Annotated in this window: 10 protein-coding genes; all 10 read left to right on the plus strand. The window is 48.4% G+C overall.

The annotated features are described in order from the left end of the window. Nucleotides 1-55: 55 nt before the first annotated feature. Nucleotides 56-3,703, plus strand: coding sequence for a TonB-dependent receptor domain-containing protein (locus tag ACIDE9_RS06515; protein WP_411993619.1), 3,648 nt, complete (start codon nt 56-58; stop codon nt 3,701-3,703). 65 nt (nt 3,704-3,768) lie between these two features. Continuing rightward, nucleotides 3,769-4,773: a hypothetical protein gene (locus tag ACIDE9_RS06520; protein ID WP_411993620.1), complete on the plus strand. Its 1,005-nt coding sequence runs from the start codon at nt 3,769-3,771 to the stop codon at nt 4,771-4,773. 604 nt (nt 4,774-5,377) lie between these two features. Next, a complete protein-coding gene (locus ACIDE9_RS06525) occupies nt 5,378-8,938 on the plus strand; it encodes a TonB-dependent receptor domain-containing protein (protein WP_411993727.1) in 3,561 nt (1,186 codons plus the stop codon). Nucleotides 8,939-9,138: 200 nt separating this feature from the next. Then, a complete protein-coding gene (locus ACIDE9_RS06530) occupies nt 9,139-10,053 on the plus strand; it encodes a hypothetical protein (protein ID WP_411993622.1) in 915 nt (304 codons plus the stop codon). A gap of 147 nt (nt 10,054-10,200) precedes the next feature. Further along, a complete protein-coding gene (locus ACIDE9_RS06535; protein ID WP_411993624.1) occupies nt 10,201-11,118 on the plus strand; it encodes a hypothetical protein in 918 nt (305 codons plus the stop codon). Nucleotides 11,119-11,195: 77 nt separating this feature from the next. Further along, entirely contained in the window at nt 11,196-13,418 is a 2,223-nt protein-coding gene (locus ACIDE9_RS06540; RefSeq protein WP_411993626.1) for a calcium-binding protein, read from the plus strand. A 98-nt stretch (nt 13,419-13,516) separates the two neighbouring features. Next, a complete protein-coding gene (locus ACIDE9_RS06545; protein ID WP_411993628.1) occupies nt 13,517-15,211 on the plus strand; it encodes a type I secretion system permease/ATPase in 1,695 nt (564 codons plus the stop codon). Next, entirely contained in the window at nt 15,208-16,932 is a 1,725-nt protein-coding gene (locus ACIDE9_RS06550; protein WP_411993630.1) for a type I secretion system permease/ATPase, read from the plus strand. The genes ACIDE9_RS06545 and ACIDE9_RS06550 overlap by 4 nt, the downstream gene beginning before the upstream one ends. Next, entirely contained in the window at nt 16,929-18,272 is a 1,344-nt protein-coding gene (locus ACIDE9_RS06555) for an HlyD family type I secretion periplasmic adaptor subunit (RefSeq protein ID WP_411993632.1), read from the plus strand. Before ACIDE9_RS06550 ends, ACIDE9_RS06555 begins: the two co-directional genes overlap by 4 nt. Next, nucleotides 18,272-19,633, plus strand: a complete 1,362-nt coding sequence (locus ACIDE9_RS06560) for a TolC family outer membrane protein (protein WP_411993634.1) — start codon at nt 18,272-18,274, stop codon at nt 19,631-19,633. The genes ACIDE9_RS06555 and ACIDE9_RS06560 overlap by 1 nt, the downstream gene beginning before the upstream one ends. Nucleotides 19,634-19,635: the final 2 nt, after the last annotated feature.

Below are 19,635 nucleotides of genomic sequence, written 5' to 3' on the forward strand. Positions count from 1 at the left end.
ACATCACAATATTGCCCGCTAAAAACGTCATTGCGGTAATAAGACGAATTCAGGGATGGCAATGGTACAGAGGATCATACATAAACACAGCCTTTTAGCATGGGCTGTGCTATCAACACTCACTAGTAACTCAGCAGTTTTGCATCAGTTGTACGCTGCTGAACTCAATACCAATGTGCCCACCACCAGCGAAACGGGTGGTTTCCCGGTGCAAATCAATTTACCTGCACAACCCTTAAATCAATCCATCAGGCAATTAGCCAATCAAACAGGCCTGAGCATCTCTTTCGATAGTGAGCTCACAAAAAATAAAACTGCTCCGGTGGTGAAGGGTTTTCTATCCCCGCAAGAGGCTTTAAAAAAGGTACTTCAAGGCAGTGGATTACAACTCAATATTAGTGGTGATTCCGCTGTCATCAAACCAGAGCCAGAAAAAAACTCTCAAACACTCAAATTAGATGCTGTAGAAGTCCGAGCCAAACGCTTTTATGAAGTCGGCCCATTGCCGGGCTTGGGTTTAACCAAGGAGGAAATCCCCGGCAACGTACAAAGCATTTCTGCCAAAGAGATTAAAGAAGCACATTCGTTAAGCATTACGGATTTGATGAACCGTAAATTGCAATCCGTGACCGTGAATGATTATCAGGGCAATCCGTTCCAGATGGATGTGCAATACCGCGGTTTTACGGCAGGGCCACAAATTGGCACGCCACAAGGTCTGAGCGTATTTATTGATGGTATCCGGGTCAACGAACCGTTTGGTGATGTTGTGAACTGGGACATGCTGCCTATGAATGCTTTGGCTAGTGTCGATGTATTCCCTGGCTCTAATCCGATCTTTGGCTTAAATACTTTGGGTGGTGCTTTTTCATTAAAAACCAAAGATGGTTTTAATAATGTAGGAGGAGACATTGACGTTCTAACTGGGTCTTTTGGGCGCAAGCAACTTCAGGTGGAAGGTGGTTGGAATAACGGAACTATAGGGTTGTTTGGTGCTGGCAACTTCTTTTTGGAGGATGGGTGGCGAAAAAACTCACCAAGCAGGGTAAATCAGTTTTTTGGTAAGGCCAGTTATCGTGGCGATAAACTTGATCTTAACTTGAGTACACTTCTTGTTCAAACAAACTTGGTCGGCAATGGTGTCATACCAACAGAAATGTATGCACAAGATAGAGAGGGTGTTTTTACAGCGCCTGATCGAACAAAAAACAAGCTAGATCAATATCAGCTTTCTGGCAGCTATTTTGTAAGTGACACATTTACCGTCACGGGACAAATTTATAGACGCAACAGTAAACGGCATCAGATTGGTGCGGACGTCTACACTGAGTATGGAAACTCATCAGCTATTAGAAATTTAACTGCTGGTGCGCAATATACTTGCTTATATGGTTCAACAAAATATGGTTTGCCTAATTACTATGTACTTCAAGTGCCAGGGAATATTGATCGTATTGCTTTAGCCACGATAAATATGACTTTTGATCCAGCCAATGCTTCAGCAGAAGATCAGCAGTTATACAACCAGTATTATCTTGCGGATAATCAGGTCAAGCTTTATATGGATGCTATATATTTTGGGCAGCCTACAGATTTGAGCGTACTGCCAGCTAATTCACGTAACGTTGATTTGCCTGATTATTTTGTTGAATATGCAAAATATAACTTTGATTACTACAAAAATCATAGAGCAACTGTTTTATATACGCCCCAGGCAAATGGTGCCCAAAATCTATACAACCCACCAAGTACACCAGAACAAATCACTATAGATGGTAATACGTTCCCCACTTATGGATATATAGAAACCTTACGCTTACCTGCAATTCCTCAATTGCCTGGTCCTGTGGACGCACTTTCAGGACTCAATCATTACTATTACAGCAGTGATGGTAACGGTGGTTTTATTAGAAATGTCATTCTTACCGAAAGAGCCACCAATGCCGATGAGTGCGTTGATGGTCAGGCTAATAATCCGGTGGATTCTCGTGGTGGTGTTATTGACACGAATCTTGATGGAACTCCAAAGCAATATGACGGGGCGCAAAATGGTAGTCCTGGGGTCGTTGACGGGGTTCCAACTGCGGTCATCACAAACACTCGTATTGATCAGGCCGTTGATGGTGGTTCAGTGCAATTCAATTGGAATCTTGACCATCACAAGTTCATGATAGGGGCTTCGATTGATGCTGCAAATACGACTTATGTGGGTGGTCAGCAACTAGGTTTCTTTGATGCTCAAAGAAAAGCCTATCTGGCACCAGATCAAGCTTTAGATGGCTTGCTTGCCGCTGATATGGAGATTTTCAATAATAATTTCCAAGGTACCTCAACTACAAAAAGTATTTATGCAAGCGAGACGTGGTCTCCAGTCGATAACCTGCATGTATCAACAGCACTCAGATACAACATGACGAGCGTAAAAAATGTGCTGGCTTCGCGCTCTTATGGTTTTAATGTTGCCAATCTACATCAAATTATTGGCAACCCTGATGAGTTCAATATTTGTAATCCTGGACAAGATTGCCCGACGGGTTACCGCATTCCGGAAATATTTAACTTAATGAATCCAGGGGAAACGGAGAAGTTTAATTATTACTCTTTAAATCCATCTCTTGGTGTGAGTTGGCAAGCCAATGAAAGCCTTAACTTCTACAGCAACTGGGCTAAGGGCGCGCGCGTGCCTAGTGTCATTGAACTTGGTTGTGCATTGGATAGAACGCTAATCAATGTTGGGACTAATCCTGATGGCTCCCCAAGGGAGATTTTCAAGAGTTTGGCAGAAAATCGATCTTGCTCATTGCCCAGTGCTTTGTCTGGAGACCCACATCTTCCTCAAATTAAAGCGACAACTTATGACATTGGCTTGAGGGGTAAATGGGGAAGTAATATCGAGTGGAATATTGGCGCTTATCGAACTGACCTTCAAGATGATATCTATTTGGTTACATTCCCAGGTAATCGCAACTTCTTTGACACGGTAGGGAAAACGCGTCGTCAAGGGCTTGAAATGGGCTTTGGTGGCAAAGCAGATAAGTTGGCTTTTAAAGTGAACTATGCACTGACTGACGCTACATTCCAAGACACATTTCAAATGGCCAGTAATGACAACAGCAGTGGCGTTCCTAATGAAGTGTTTGGTACTGGTGAAGCTGGTGAAGCAACCCCTCGTGTAATCACGGTCAGACCCGGCAACAGAATGCCTGGCGTAGCACTACATAACTTGAATGCTAATGTGACTTATGACATCACGGATAAATGGAGTCTGGGACTAACGGCAGTTGCCCATTCTGAAAGCTTCGTGCGTGGTAATGAAAATAATGAGCACCGGAAAGGCGTCGTTCAATATGTTTCTTATGAGGTGCCAGATCCAATTAATGGAGGTACCCAAACTATCCAAGTGGCCCGCCAGCCTACATCTAACCCCGGAAAAGTACCGGGTTACGCGACGCTCAACTTTCAGACGAGTTACAAGCTAAGTAAAGAGTGGACGGCAACACTACTCGTCACAAACCTGTTAGACAAAGAGTATTTCAGTGCTGGACGTTTAGGGAGAAATCCATTTTCACCAAGCATTTTAGGCGCAGTCGGGCCAGATGGATATAACCACAACTCGACTGACTGGATGAGTACAAATTTTATTGCACCAGGTGCACCAAGAGGCGTTTGGTTTAGCTTGAACTGGCATTTTGTGCCGGATTAACTTTATCAGCGGCTTAAGGCGGATGTTTACCGTTGTTTTTTTAAATTAAGGGCTAAGGGATCGAGATGGAAAAAACTACTTTTAAACTAGTTGTAATTGGCATTCTTGGATATTCCGGACAGATAATGAGTTTAGGCTTTGAAACATTGCCAATCACAGGTTTTTCAGTTGCATCTGATGGTTCTGGATCACACCAGCCTGTAGGTGGAGTAAGTCAGTATCGTCTTTGTAATACTACGGGGAATTATGGTTCACTGAGTGTGGGCGCTTCTTTACCAACCACTACGGCAAATAATACCTGCGCATTAGTTCCAGCGCCTCCATCAATATTGAGCTCTCCTGAGTCGGGTTTTTTCTTGATCGCATCAGCGAATCGCTCAATTATCATGAGTAATGCACTTACAGGAGGTAGTCCGATATCAATTGGTAACTTAGCTGATGCCGTCTTTCGAAATCCTACTAAGGGTGAGTGTATTTATGCAGCTCAAGTTTCACTTGCTACTATTGACTATGATATTACTCGAATTGGCACTCAGTTTTTTCATGTCAACGGAGTAGCTAGAGGGGGCTTTGCATCTTCCGGTGAGGTTTCTGCTGGCTACGCAAGAGTTCTCAGTGTGGCAGATGTTGTCTATCGCATTGGAAGAACCTATACCTCTGTGCAGCACAGGGCGGCGAGTTTGGGCTCAGGTGTATTTGCTCTTGGTTATTATAATCAGCCACTAATCTCTGCTGTGACAACTTCAATTAACGGTCAAAATACACCCGGCTTGGGAGTTCCATCTGCCTCAGAGCAAAGTGCAAATCAAAATGCTAATTGGGTGGAGTTTACAACAAACTTTTACAGCGCGGACTCATCAACAAGTAGTACAAGTCCTGGCTCGCCAGCTTTTTATGTACGTGCTGCATGCTCTTCAACTCCTCCAATTACAACTCCTAACGCTATTCGGTTAAGGCAAACCTGGCGAGATCAAGGATCTTTCTATGAGTTTATTGAGGTTCGGGTAGATGGTTTCGTGCCTGTTGGAGCGAATGCTAACCCATTACCGGTTCCTGGTAGCACATACTAGTAAAGGTTTTTAAAACGACGGGAGAAAGTCCCGGTGACCTTAAACGCAAATTTAGTAAAGTTAGTTGCAAGTTGCAAATGTTGATAACTATGAAATGGTAGTGAGGGCATTTGTGGACAACCATAAATAGCAACACAGAATTCAACTACAACACTTTTAGAACTCACGAGGGACTAATCAAGTTGTGGTGGATTGGTGATACAGTCTGTACGTCTGCTGCTTGTAACTTTTGGGCGATGAAAATGGAGAGGCTCTTTGACTGAGCCGATACGAGTGAGATGCTTGCACTGTTTCGCGCTACAGTCAGAAACCAGTGCAGTCTCAAGGCAAGCAGGTGCCCAATATTGCCCCAGTCAAACTGCAAGAAACCCCGCAATACACATTGCTCAATTCCCAGCACTAACGCTGCCATCAAGGGCGTCATCAGGTGACGCCCAGTCACGGTTTTTCATATCCCATTTTTCTCACTCAAATGTAAATTTTTGATAGTGACGTCAGGTTTTTGTCTCGCTCACAGATGAGTCATAGACAGGAGAAGTCTGTGAACACATATAAGAAAATAAATAGAAGAGGAATACACACTGCACTAGCCGCATTGAGCGTGATGGCATCACAGCCAGTGTGGGCGGAAGCATTAAATACTCAGTTGCCTAAACAGCAGGAGGAAAGCTTTAGTGTGCCCGTTAATGTCGATATTCCAGCGCAGCCGCTGGCCAACTCATTGCACGACCTGGGCAAGGCCACAGGTATGAATATCTCATTCCCAAACGATGTGGTTTCTGGCAAAACCGCGCCTGAAGTGCGTGGCCGTATGTCACGTAAAGAAGCCTTGCAGCGCGTGCTGGGTGAAAGCGGCCTGGAGCCTAAGGTTGAAGGCAATAATATCTTTATTCAAAAGCCGCCGAAACAAGACAAAAAAGACTTGCAACTCGACAAAGTCGAAGTCCGCGCTAAACGCTTTTATGAAGTTGGGCCTTTGCCTGGGCTTGGTCTGACAAAGGAAGAGATTCCCGGCAACGTACAAAGCATTTCTGCCAAAGAGATTAAAGAAGCGCATGCGCTTAGTATCACTGACTTGATGAACCGCAAATTGCAATCAGTCACAGTCAATGACTACCAAGGCAATCCATTCCAAATGGATGTGCAATATCGCGGCTTTACCGCAGGCCCGCAGATTGGTACACCTCAGGGGTTAAGCGTATTTATTGATGGTATTCGCGTCAATGAACCATTTGGCGATGTGGTGAATTGGGACATGCTGCCAATGAATGCTCTGGCTAGCGTCGATGTATTTCCTGGTTCTAATCCTATCTTTGGCCTGAATACACTGGGTGGGGCATTTGCGCTTAAAACCAAAGACGGTTTCAATAACGCTGGAGCAGATGTTGATATTTTGACAGGCTCGTTTGGGCGTAAACAATTACAGCTTGAAGGCGGCTGGAATAACGGTGAGATTGCTTTATTTGGTGCGGGCAATTTTTTTCTGGAGGATGGCTGGCGGCAGAACTCACCCAGCAGGGTTAATCAGGGTTTTGCTAAAGCGAGCTATAGAGGCGATAAGCTAGATTTAAGCCTGAGTACGCTATTGGTCCAAACGAAATTGACGGGTAATGGATTATTGCCGAGTGAAATGTATGCTCAAGACCCAACGAGCATTTTTACTGGCCCAGATAAAACCACGAACAACCTTGCTCAATTTCAGCTTTCTGGAGCATTCCAGGCCACAGAGACTTTCAGTATCACTGGCCAGGTTTATCGTAGAAATAGCCGACGCCATCAGGTAGGTGCAGATGTATTTATGGGGATTGACGAGGAGGCCTTGGCGCGCCGGATTCCTTCGTCTACAGAGCAATATACTTGTTTGTTTGCAAGTAGCGCAAATAACCAATATGGCGTACCAGATTATATCGTCGTTTCAATCGCAGAGGACAGTACAACACCTGGATTATATGACTCGTTTAGTAACGCTTTCATATTGGACGCTTTAGGAGGGCTTCCTGATTTAACAATAGATCCCAGCGATCCAGCCGGCCGCAACTTAGCTAACTACTCAGGTGCAGTGTTTAATGCCGAAGTGCCTGAGTATTATGCGAATGTTTTGAAATATCAATATAGGTATTTTAGAAATCTGTGGGAGACGCAGATTTATAACCGAGAGTCAGAATCTGTGCCATCTATTGGGAGCTCACCGGAGTTTAATGGTACAACAGAAGGAGGGGAGGATTCTTATAAACTCCAAGATTTTCTTGGGGGCGGATCTTTTCCTGTAGCAGCACCCGGTGCAACTGTTTATTTTAATACAGATAACTATTACTACTCTACAGTCAATGGCGTTAATTACAAAAACTGGTTGATTCTGACAGCCCCCAAAAATTCCGATAATTGTGTTGCAACTCAGCTACGCGACGCAACAACCAAAGATGGTGCATTTTCCTATTTGGCTCCCAACTCCAACTCGCTTGCTTATGTTGATGGTGCTGGTAGTGGCACAGGTGGTGTTGTGTATGAGGTTGATCCAGATACAGGTAAAAAATATTACACGCCGACTGCGATATTTACTGATAACCAGATAGACCAGATCACCAATGGTGCATCGGTACAGTTCAACTGGCATCTTGATCATCATAAAGTCATGGTGGGTGCCTCTATTGATGCGGCAGATGCCACCTATGCCAATAAACAGCGTCTTGGATTGCTAGATGCAAGTCGTAATGCATATCTGGCACCAGATGATATCCACCCTATGTATGCTGGGGCGGATCAATGGGTCAGCAATAATGATTTTTCAGGCACACAAACAACCAAGAGTATTTATTTTAGCGAGACCTGGAGTCCGGTTGATGACTGGCACCTCAGCATGTCAGGCCGTTATAACAATACGCAAACAAAAAACAAGATTGCAGCCCGCCGAGGCATAGGTGCCTATGAAATCGGCGATGTCATTGGTTATCCTGATAGTTACAACATTTGTACAGACGCTGCTTGTACCGGTGTTGCCACACAATACACCACTCCGAGAATTGTGAATGCACTGGATAGTGCCGAGACAGAGAAATTTAGCTTTAACTCGTTTAATCCGCAGTTGGGCGCCAGTTGGCAAGCGAGGCCGGATCTCAATGTTTATGCAAACTGGGCACAGGGCACACGAGTGCCTAGTGTGATCGAGTTAGGTTGTGCATTGGATCACAGGCCCTCAGGCATATTTTTAAATGATGGTAATGGCGGGACTTATGAAGTGCCAAAAAGCATTGCCGAGAATCGCCAATGTACCTTACCTACCACGCTTTCAGGTGACCCATATCTGCCACAAATTAAAGCAACCAGTTATGAAGTCGGGGCGAGAGGGTCATGGGGTGAAAACATGCAATGGAACCTTAATGCGTATCAAACAGACCTCAAAGACGATATCTATTTTGTGGCCATTGGTAACGGGCGTGGCTTTTTCGACACCATAGGCAAAACGCGTCGTCGCGGGATTGAAGCGGGCTTGAAGGGGAGCGTTGATCGATTACATTTTGGACTCAACTATGGCCTCACCGATGCCACGTTTCAGAATGATTTCCTGATGTTTAGTGCTGATAACAGTAGTTCTAAAACTATCAGTACGCTAGGTGAGGGGGTGATTAATGTCAAGCCAGGGGATCATATGCCGGGTGTTTCATTACATAACCTGAATGGAACTTTGAGTTACGACTTAACGAGTAATTGGAATGTCGGGCTGACCATGGTCGCACACTCTGACAGCTTTATGCGTGGTAATGAGAATAACGAGCATCAGGTGGGTGTTTCACGAACTTTCACGGCTATTCGACAAGTGGATGATGGCAGTGGGACTGGTACTACCAAATCTGAAGTTTATACCCGCACATTAGCACCGACTACCAATCCAGGTAAGGCTCCGGGTTATGCGACCTTTAACTTGCAAAGCAGTTATCGCTTCAATAAAGAGTGGACAGCCACTGTGCTGGTCACCAACTTGTTTGATAAGGAGTATTTCACTGCTGGTCGGTTAGGTAGAAACCCTTTTTCACCTAGTGTGCTAGGCAATATTGGGCCTGATGGCTACAACCATAACTCGGCCGATTGGCGGAGTACAAACTACATTGCACCAAGCGCACCGCGCGGAATATGGTTTAGCTTGAACTGGCACTTTCAGCCTGATTAATGCATAGCAGGAAAAAATCCTAATGAAAATTTGCGTGAATGTATTTAACTTCTGGGAAGTATTAACAGGGCATTTGTGACATGCCTTAATTAAATTTCCGCTATTTGCTTAGAACTTACGAGGGACTAGAAATGACGGAAATTCGGGATGCGGGCAGCCACAAATGCCTGCTCATTGTACCTTTTTACAAGGAGTAGAACATGAAAAGAGTGATTTTGGCCATGGCCGTTGCGGGTTTATATGTGCTCAATACAACATCTGTTTTTGCAACGGGGCTAGTGGCGATTCCAGCTGCAGGTTTCAGCGAGTCGGCTTATACCTTATGTAATACCACAGGCAATTTTGGATCTAGTGTTTCAGCCACCCCTACAACCACTGCAAATAATACCTGCGCGGTATTTCCTGTAAATGAAGCTATTTCTCCAGTCGCTGGTTATACATTAATTGCATCAATTAATCGCAATGCGGTGATTGGTGGCATAACCATTGGTACGGTCTCAGACCGTGTTTGGCGCAATGCTGCGCAGACTTCCTGCATTTTCGGGGCCAGATTTATTGCGTTGAATACGGACTCGGATGCTGGCACAGCAGGTACCCAATATTTTGAAGTGAATGATATTGCGCGTGGTGGATTTGGTAGTGCATCTGTTAATGCCGGTTACTTTGTTCAAGCGAGCAGCGCTTTGCCTGTATATCGTATTGGACGCACATTTACTTCTGTTCAGCATCGTGCCTATGGTCTCGGAAGTCCAATAAATAGTTTGCCTGGCGCAAATTATTTAGCCTTGCCTACTATTGGCGGCGCATTAACACTTTCAATCAATGGCGAGACTACAAGTGTTTGGCCAGCCTCCACTACAGCTGCAAAGCAATCTGCGGCAGTGAATGCTAACTGGGTAGATTTTACGTTGGAGTCAGTGTACTCGGACAATGAAGGTTCGGGTTCCAGCATCGTTTCGTCTATGGTGTATGTAGAGGCTGCGTGTGATTCGTCTAGTGTGAGTGGCTGGGTTAAATCGGGGGCGATTAGACTCAGGCAAACCGGTCAGGAGGGGGAAAGCCTGGTAGAAATTTCTGTCGATGGTTATGCCCCTCCAGGGGCGGTTTTGCCCTGATGACTGTTTCTTTCTTGGGAGTATTTATAAGGTATTTGTACTAGAAATTTTCCACAGCCTGCTTAGAACTGACGAGGGGCTAGAAGGATGTGGGAATTGGTGATGCGGGCTACCAAAGTGTCTGCATAGTGTCTCTAAGGAGCGATTATGAAAAATGTAATGATTAGTCTTGCTGTAATGGGTGCATTTGGCCTGTCTATGCCTGCCATGGCAACCGGTCTGGTGGCTATTCCCGCCGCAGGTTTTAGCGGTACTGCTTATACCTTATGCAATACAACGGGTAATTTTGGCTCCAGTACGCCAACACAACCAACCACAGGCGCAAATAACACTTGCGCTACCTTTCCAGCAAACGAAGCAACCTCACCGGTTTCGGGCTATACATTAATTGCATCAACCACTAGAAATGCAGTGATTGGTGGTGTAACAGTTGGCAATGTGTCAGATCGCGTATGGCGCAATACCGCGCAAACCTCCTGCATTTTTGGTGCAAGATTTACGGCCCTGAATGTTGATTGGGATGCTGGTACGACTGGTACTCAGTATTTTGAAGTCAATGATATTGCACGTGGTGGGTTTGGTAGTGCATCTGTCAATGCTGGTTATTACATACAAGCCACTAATGCATCACCTGTCTATCGTATTGGCCGTACATTTACCTCAGTACAACATCGTGCCTATAAGTACGATACTGCGGCGAATAAATTACTGCTTGGTACTAACTACCTCGATTTGCCAACGGCGAATAGCGTTAACACTGCCTACACTGGTGAAGTCACTGGTATTGGCCCAACAGTCATTGCCTCAACAACTGCAGCCACTCAGGATGCTGTTGTGAATAGCAATTGGATCGATTTCACCATAGACGTTGCTTATGTAGATGATGATGGTGGCTCCAATATCGTCTCTGCGATGACATATGTAGAAGCGCCATGCGACTCAACAGCTGTTTCTGGCTGGGTGAAAACAGGTGCGATTCGCTTGCGTCAAACAGGGCAGGAGAATACCACCATGCAGGAAATTAGCGTTGATGGCTATGCGCCTCCAGGATCAACTGTACCTTAATAATCTGAGCACTTTTTAATTAATTATCTGGGGTAGCAAATGCTGCTACTCCAGACCTAAGTTTGAGGAGTTTTATTATGGCAGTTAAGATTTTTAACGGTACAGAGACTGACTATACCGGTACACCGAATCCAGACTTGATCATTGGTAATGGGCTGGATAACTTCATTGCGGGCGATGGTGGTAACGACATCATTATTGCGCAAGCAGGTAATGATTTTGTTGATGGTGGCGATGGTGATGACATTATCTTCGGCGGTGATGGCGATGACATCCTGTTAGGTGGCGATGGAGATGATGCAATTGTTGGCGGTGCCGGTGATGACACCATTGATGTAGGTAGTGGCAACAACTACGCCGATGGTGGTGATGGCGGTGATAGTATTTATGGCGGTGACGGTGACGATGCCTTGTTTGGCGGTGCCGGTGACGATGTTATCTATGGTGGTGATGGTGATGATGTCTTAAGTGGTGGGGAAGGTAACGACTACTTGCAAGGCGATGACAGTTCTGCCGGAGATGAAACCGTTGTTGGTAATCTATTCTTGGCAACTTCTTACGATGCAATGATTGGTGGCGAAGGTAACGATACCTTCCGTATTGGTGATGAGGAAGAAGCCGAAGGCCTGATTATTGAGGGTGGCGTTTCAGGCCTTGATAATGCAGGAAATGAAGCACGTTATATTGAACTGTCTGAAGCCGATGAAACAGATGAAGATGCTGGTTTGGTTGCCATTGATACGACTACCGGCAACATTGTTGAAATGGAAGATCAGGAGATGTCTGAGCAGGCGGAAACTGATGTTCGTTTGAATATTGTCACTCGTCCTGGCTCCTCAGCGATTAGCACTTTTGCTACAACGATTGCTGGTTACAATGCGGTGGATACTCTGGAATTCACAAAATCTGGTGAGTTTGAGGATATCCTTTTCTCAGGCATTGAGCGTATCGAGCTTGCTAGTGGTGTAAGTATCACTTTGGAAGCTGAGCAAATCGAAGAAAATGGTGAGTCATTAAGCGTAGGCGAGCTGAATCCAGGCACCCATATCTATGGCGTCGCTGGTGGTCCAGTTGAAACTGTCACCCTGGAGCTCGAGTTTGAAGAAACTACTTTCGAACCAGCTGCAACTATTGTTGGTGCAACGCCAGTGACTTATGAGTCTGCTGTTTTTGAGGTGGATGATTACTCAGTAGCTAATTTGTACCACAACGTTGATGTGATCTATGATGCCTCAGAAGGCGAAGCAGGTAGCTATACTCGCATCGATGGTGCTAACGAAGGCAGCGATGCCCACGAAATCGTTTATGGTGGCGATGGTGTTGAGTATGTCACTATGCGTTTGGGCGATGACACGGTCTACGCAGGTGGCGGCAATGACCTGCTGATTGGTCATGGTGGTGCTGACTACCTGGATGGCGGCGAAGGCAATGACATTTTTGTCATTGGCGGGTTTGGCAGTGGTGTGCAAGGCACGACTTCCAAAGCTGACGATGGTAATAAAGAGTGGATTGCGACGGGTGCCAAGCATGATGTGATTATCGGTGGTGATGGCGTGGATACATTGCGCATTACGACTGGTATCGGTGCTAACACCAAGGCCAACGGTACGATCGTGCTCAATAACGACAACTTCAAGTCTATGGAAGTTGTTCAGGTGGGCGGCACGGTTGGCCGTTTGAACGTTGAAAACACTGCATTGCAGTTGCTCAATGATCATTACTATTTCAAAGCCAATGGCACTGTCGCTGATTTGTCCAATACCTTGGGCAACAACGGCGGTACGATCAACAATGTCGTTGTTGATGCATCTGGTCTGACCACCAATGGCTTGCGTTTTGAAGGCAATGCTAACCAGCAGACCTTTATTGGTACCAGCAAGGCTGACGTGTTTGTTGGCAATGGCGGTAACGATACGCTGACTGGCGGCGGCGGTGCAGATACCTTTGTATTCGGCAAAGTGTATGAGCAAGTCGTCACTGGCTCTTCCACCACTGTGCAAACTTACACCAACACGGCGTTTAACCTGACCGGGGTAGACACCATCACTGATTTCACCCGTGGCACCGACAAAATCGAGTTGCATCTGGATCAGTACAGCCAACTGGCTGGCTTTAACAGCAGCATGCTGCGTGTAAACAGCACAGGCACTGCACAAGATGCTAATGATTACCTGGTGTACAACACCACGACCAAAACCCTCAGCTATGACGCTGATGGTAATGGTAGCGGTGCGAAGGTAGACATCGCCATCCTGACGGGCGTGAATACATTGTCCACTTCTGACTTTGTGATCGTCTAATCACGATATTGGCGAGCGGCTAACCCCGCTCGCCATATTTGTAAACTGAATTCTTTGTCGTGAAAATGTCGTCGCAAGCTGAATCCATCAAGCAAGTCATGTCTCAACTCTGGCCGCTATGGCGCAAAGTCTGGCTGTTTGGGGTGGTGACTCATCTGCTGATCCTGGTGCCCTCCTGGTACATGCTGGAGGTGTATGACCGCGTCATCAACAGTCGTAATGTCTCAACATTGGTCATGCTGACACTGTTGGCCGCCTTTGCTTACCTGGTGATGGAAGCACTGGAATGGCAGCGCCGCAATGTGTTGCAAGCCGGGGCAAAACGCTTCGAGCAATTATTGCAACAACAGGTATTTGAGCGCGTATTCGCAGCCAAATTGTCCATGCCGATGTTTCCTGCGCAGCAGGTATTTGCCGATTTTTCTACCCTTAAAAATGCCTTGCACTCTTCTGCCTTGCTGGGCCTGATAGATGCGCCTTTTTGCCTCATTTTTTTATGCGCCGTGTTCTGGATTCATCCGGCACTGGGCGTACTCACTTTGTGCGGGCTGGCGATACAACTCGCATTGACCGTGCACAACCAGTCACATGTGGCACCCTTGATGAAGGAAGCCAACCAGCACGCCATCGAGTCCCAGCGCTATTTTGCCAGCATCAGCCGCCATGGTGATGTGATGCATGCCATGCACATGCTGGCCTCCATTGAGCAGCGCTGGTTGCAGCATCAGCACGGATTTTTGTGGCAACAGGCACAAGCGTCAGAGCTGGCAGGCAAAAGTGCGGCTGCTTCGCGTTGGCTGCAAACCTTGCAAACCAGCCTGATTTTAGGCCTGGCCTGCTATCTGTTTATTGCCGGTGAGCTGTTTAACGGTGGTGCCATGATGATTGTTGCTTCAATTTTAGCGGCCCGCGTGCTCACGCCGCTGGTGCAATGTGTGGGGCACTGGAAAACCTACGAGCAAGCCTGGACAGCTTATCAGCGTATCTCCAGCTTGATGGCGAATGCCAGCGTGACTACAGATGGACTGGTGCTGCCACCGCCTACAGGTGAGGTGACTGTAGAGCAACTGAGCTATGCCATACCGCAAGCGGGTAAATCTTCGGCCGAGGTGTTTATCCGCCAGGTGCAATTCAAATTAAGCGCCGGGCAAGTGCTGATCGTGGCGGGGGCTTCCGCCTCGGGCAAAACGACCCTGGCAAAATTGCTGGTCGGGTTGCTGGCACCTAACAGCGGCCGTGTACGGTTTGATGGGGTGGATGTGCATCGCTGGGACAAAACGCAACTAGGGCCGCACCTGGGGTATCTGGCGCAGGAAGCCGATCTATTTGATGGCCCGATTGTCGACAATATCTGCCGTTTCCAGGCACCTGACCGCGAAGCCCTCACGGAGGTGCTGACCTTGCTCGGGATGTACGAATGGGTACATCAACTGCCTGATGGCCTGAACACGGTGATCGGCCAGTCTGGCATACCGCTTTCTGGCGGCGAGCGCCAGTTGATTGGCCTGGCACGCGCTTTTTATGGCAGGCCGCGCATTGTGGTGCTGGATGAGCCTAATGCCAACCTGGATACCACCACCGAGCGCACCTTGCAGCAGGCGATTGCACACCTGAAGCAGCAAGGCACAACTTTTATCATCATCAGCCATTTGCAACACATTTTAAGCATCGCCGACCTGATGTTGGTGATGTGCCAGGGGCAGATGATCCGTTACGGCAAACCGGCAGAAGTGCTGGCAAGCTTTCAAACAGCGCCTGTACAAACAGATTCGGGAAAGGTGGCACAGTCATGATGCTCATACGCTCACAGGCATGGCACCCGCCGCTGTGGTCTTTTATGCAGCCGTTTCGTGGGGCTTTTTTGCAAATGGTCTGGCTCAGTTTGCTGACCAATGTGCTGATGCTGGTGCCTACCTTGTATATGTTGCAGTTGTACGACCGGGTCATGCTTAGCCGCAATACGTTGACGCTGGTGGCAATCACAGTATTAACCGCCTGCTTGTTATTGCTGATGGCAGGTGCGGACTGGTTACGCAGTTTGTATGCGATTAAAACCGGCGTGCAGTTTGACCTCACCTATGGCAAGCAAGTATTTTCAGCCGTATTTGACCCGCGTGCCACACAGCGTCCGCCGCCTGCGGAGGCATTGCAGCAACTCACCGCCATTCGCCAGTTTATGACCGGGCAAGGCTTGTTTGCCTTGCTGGATATCCCCTGGAGCATGATTTACATTCTGGTGTTGTTTGCCTTGCACCCGGTGCTGGGCGCAACTGCTATGGTGTTTTGCCTGGTGCAATGTGCGGTGGCCTTGTTGAATCAGCGCATGACGGCATCGCCGGCGCAAACCGCACAGACGGCAAAGCATGACACCGAACATTTCTTGCAGCAAAAAATCCAGCATTTGCAGTCCAGTTATGTGCTGGGCATGTTGCAAACCCTGCGCCAGCATTGGCAGGCGTTGCTGGCAAAACAATCACTGGCAGAAGCCGCCTGGTTAAAAGCCGGTGACCGTAGCCAGTTTGTCAATAAATGGGTGCGCTACACCTTGCAGTCACTCATGCTGGCGATGGCGGCCTGGTTGACCATCCGTGGTGAAATCAGTGTGGGTTCCATGGTGGCGTCGAATGTGCTGATTGCCCGTGCTTTGCATCCGTTCGATGTCATGGTGCACAGCTGGCGCCAGTGGTTACAGGCGCAGTCGGCTGCGGCAGATTTGCAGGGCTTGTTGAACAGCGCGGCTGTGTCGGCACAAGCAGTGCCACCTGCGATAAGCCTGGTGCGGCCCTATCAATTGGAGTTGAGTGCCGTCGGTGTCACTGCTGCTTCGCGCCGCTTATTGCACGAGGTGAGCCTGGCCATTCAGCCTGGGCGGTTGCTGTGTGTGATGGGGCCTTCTGGCGCAGGCAAAAGCACTTTGGCACGCTTGCTAGTCGGGGTCGTATCGCCCACGGCTGGCCACTATCAAATCAATCAATCTACCATCACGGCAGACAATGCGCGTGCGCTGATGACCAGCGTCGGTTATTTGCCGCAGCAGGTGTCTTTGCTTGAAGGCACCATTGCCGAGAATGTGGCCAGGTTCGGCGAGTTGGACAGCCAACATATTTTGCAGGCCTGCCAGCGCGTGGGGTTGCACGAAGCGATTTTGCGTTTACCGCAAGGTTATGACACCCGGCTGGATGAGCAAGGCTTGCCATTGTCTGGTGGACAGCGCCAATTGCTGGGCCTGGCGCGTACCATTTACAAAGAGCCAGCCTTGCTGGTGCTGGATGAACCGAATGCCAGCCTGGACGAGTTTGGCGAAGCCAGGCTGATGCAGTTACTGCAAGCCTTGAAAACCTTGAATACCACCATTGTGGTGATCTCGCACCGCTCCGGCATCCTCAAGATTACTGACGACCTATTGGTGCTAAAACGTGGTGAAGTGTTACACCATGGGCCACGTGATGCGGGAATTGTTTACTTAAACCAATTACATGCTGCTTCCAGCAGTGTAGCGACGGAGCCTGCATGACAACAAATCCTATTATTGTTGACAATGTGCATGCCATTGAGTCTTATGCGCATAGCGTTAGCCAAACCCGCAAAGGCGCTGCCATTTTGCTACTGGGCCTGGCTGGTTTTGTGCTGTGGGCGGTGTTTGCGCCGCTAGATGAAGGCGTGCCCACTGAAGGTGTGATCAGCGTCGAAACCAATCACAAGGTCGTCCAGCATTTAACTGGCGGTATGGTTAGTGCCTTGCAGGTACATGAAGGGCAGGAGGTACACGCGGGTGATGTGCTGTTTAAACTCGATGCACAAGCCAGCAAGGCGCGTTATGAAGAAGTCTGGCAGCGTTATGCCGGTCTGCGTGCGCAGGAAGACCGTTTGCGTGCTGAGCAAAGTCATCGTGCAGCGATTGATTTTCACCCTGATTTGACCAATCAGCAGCAGGATCCGTTTGTGCAACAGCACATGCGTAACCAGAGCCAGTTGTTGGCCGCCAGGACTGCGGCGCTGGCGGCCGATATCGCGGCTAAAAGGGAGTCGATCGCCGGATATCAGGCGCTGATTGAAGGTTATCGCGGCGTGTTATCCAGCCATGAATCACAACTGACCTTGTTAGAAGATCAATTGCAAGGCGTACGCGCCTTGGCCGCAGAAGGGTATGCGCCGCGCAACCAGCAGAATGACCTTGAGCAGCGCGTGGCTGCGCTGTATGGCGAACGCGCCAATACCCAGGCCAATATGACACGTGCCCAACGTGCCATTCTTGAGTTACAGCAGCAGATTAACCAGCGCAACCAGACCGAGCAAAAAGAAATTGATGCCGACATGGCACAGGTCAAGTTACAGGTAGAGGCCGATGCGCAGAAAGTGCTGGCCTTGCGTCAGGAGTTAGGCCGCACTGAAATCCGTTCCCCGGCATCTGGCCAGGTGGTGGGTTTGCAGGTGCATACGGTAGGCGCGGTGGTCCAGCCTGGTCAAAAGCTTATGGATATTGTGCCATCCGGCGAAGCATTGATTGTCGATGCGCAAATCCCGCCGCATCTGATAGACAAGATACACGTCGGTCAGGCCGCAGATATCCGTTTTTCTACCTTTGCCAACAGCCCGCAATTGCTGGCAGAAGGGCAGTTGAAATCGGTGTCCAAAGACTTGTTGAGCAAGCCGGCCGCCACTGTAGAAGGCAGCCAAAGCTATTATCTGGCGCGCGTGATGCTCACCGATAAAGGCATGCACGCCTTGCAGGGTCGCCAGTTACAGCCTGGCATGCCGGTGCAGGTGGTGATTAAAACCGGCGAACGCACGCTGTGGAATTACCTGATGCATCCGCTCAGCAAACGCCTGGCGGCATCGATGAAGGAAGAGTGATGCGGGCAGCGGTAAAGTTGAAATATGGACTGCAGTTGTGGCTGCTGGTGACAGGCTTGTGTTCGGGATTTGCGGTGTTGCACGCGCAAGAAGACCTGAATGGCCTTTATCAATTGGCGGTGACCAATAATGCTGACTATCGTGCGGCACTGGCGAATACTGAGGCTGAGCGTGAGGAACTGACCAAGGCACGGGCGCTGTTTTATCCCAAGGTGCAACTGGGCCTGACCAAAGGCCGCGGCAATACCGACCGTATGACGCAAACAACGCTGGGCGCGGTGAATACCGAGTTGGATTATTCGCTGGAAAATTACAATCTTTCGGTCAAACAACCTTTGTTTAACCGTGAGACCATGGCGATTTATGGCGGGGCCAAATCGTATGTCAGCGCACAGGAGTCCTTGCTGGAACAGGAAAATGCCAAACTCATCCTCAAACTGGTGTCGGTGTACCTGGAAACCTTGTATGCGCAAGACCGAGTCAATGTGCAGCAACGCAAGCTGGATGCCGTGAGTCAGCAACTGCGTCAGGCGGACCAGCGTTATGTGCATGGCAGCGGCACGGTGGTAGAGGTGAGTGAGGCGCAGTCTAACCTGAATGTGGCAAAGGTTGAGCACATACAGGCAAGTAATGATTTGCTCTCTAACCAGCAGAGCTTGCAGATTTTGACCGGGGCGTCGCAGGGCTTGTCAGCCACCCTGGTGGTGGATGGCCTGCGTGGATTAAATGCCTCGACGCAGTCTTTGGATCACTGGCTGGCATTGGCGCGGCAACATCATCCGGAGTTGGCTGCAGCCTACCAGAATGTGGAAGTCGCCAAAAAAGAGATTGAGAAAAAACAGGCAGGGCATTACCCGACGCTGGACCTGGTCGGTGTGCGTTCATATAGCCAGAACGACAGTAACAATACGCTGGGCTCGCGCTTTGATACCACCACCATTGCCTTGCAAATGAATGTGCCGTTGTTTGCTGGCGGCTATGTCAGTGCCAATGTCCGCCAGAGCGCCAGTCGCCTGACTGCCAGTGAAGAAAGCATGACGGCCAAGTCACGCGAGATTGAGTTCAATGTGCGCAAATACTACCAAAGCCTGCAGGCACAGCAACAATCTATTAGTGCTTATCAACAAGCGGTGCAATCGGCCAGTGTGGCGCTGGATGGCACACAAAAAGGCTTCATGGCCGGGTTTAAAACCAATCACGAAGTGCTGGATGCGCAGCAAAAACTGTTTACTAACCAGTTATCGCTGACCAAGGCTTATTACAGTCTGATCAGCGATTGGGTCAATTTGCAGTTTAGCAGTGGCTTGCTGACGCTAGAGACGCTTAACCGCGTGAGCCAATTATTTACGCTCAACAAATAAGG

It is taken from the genome of Methylophilus sp. 'Pure River' (genome assembly GCF_046765995.1).
Taxonomy (GTDB): Bacteria; Pseudomonadota; Gammaproteobacteria; order Burkholderiales; family Methylophilaceae; genus Methylophilus.

Excerpts from the sequence above, each read along its gene's own strand:
- ACIDE9_RS06515 (WP_411993619.1), top strand. The coding sequence starts at position 56 with ATGGCAATGGTACAGAGGATCATACATAAACACAGCCTTTTAGCATGG.
- ACIDE9_RS06520 (WP_411993620.1), top strand. The coding sequence starts at position 3,769 with ATGGAAAAAACTACTTTTAAACTAGTTGTAATTGGCATTCTTGGATAT.
- ACIDE9_RS06525 (WP_411993727.1), top strand. The coding sequence starts at position 5,378 with ATGGCATCACAGCCAGTGTGGGCGGAAGCATTAAATACTCAGTTGCCT.
- ACIDE9_RS06530 (WP_411993622.1), top strand. The coding sequence starts at position 9,139 with ATGAAAAGAGTGATTTTGGCCATGGCCGTTGCGGGTTTATATGTGCTC.
- ACIDE9_RS06535 (WP_411993624.1), top strand. The coding sequence starts at position 10,201 with ATGAAAAATGTAATGATTAGTCTTGCTGTAATGGGTGCATTTGGCCTG.
- ACIDE9_RS06540 (WP_411993626.1), top strand. The coding sequence starts at position 11,196 with ATGGCAGTTAAGATTTTTAACGGTACAGAGACTGACTATACCGGTACA.
- ACIDE9_RS06545 (WP_411993628.1), top strand. The coding sequence starts at position 13,517 with ATGTCTCAACTCTGGCCGCTATGGCGCAAAGTCTGGCTGTTTGGGGTG.
- ACIDE9_RS06550 (WP_411993630.1), top strand. The coding sequence starts at position 15,208 with ATGATGCTCATACGCTCACAGGCATGGCACCCGCCGCTGTGGTCTTTT.
- ACIDE9_RS06555 (WP_411993632.1), top strand. The coding sequence starts at position 16,929 with ATGACAACAAATCCTATTATTGTTGACAATGTGCATGCCATTGAGTCT.
- ACIDE9_RS06560 (WP_411993634.1), top strand. The coding sequence starts at position 18,272 with ATGCGGGCAGCGGTAAAGTTGAAATATGGACTGCAGTTGTGGCTGCTG.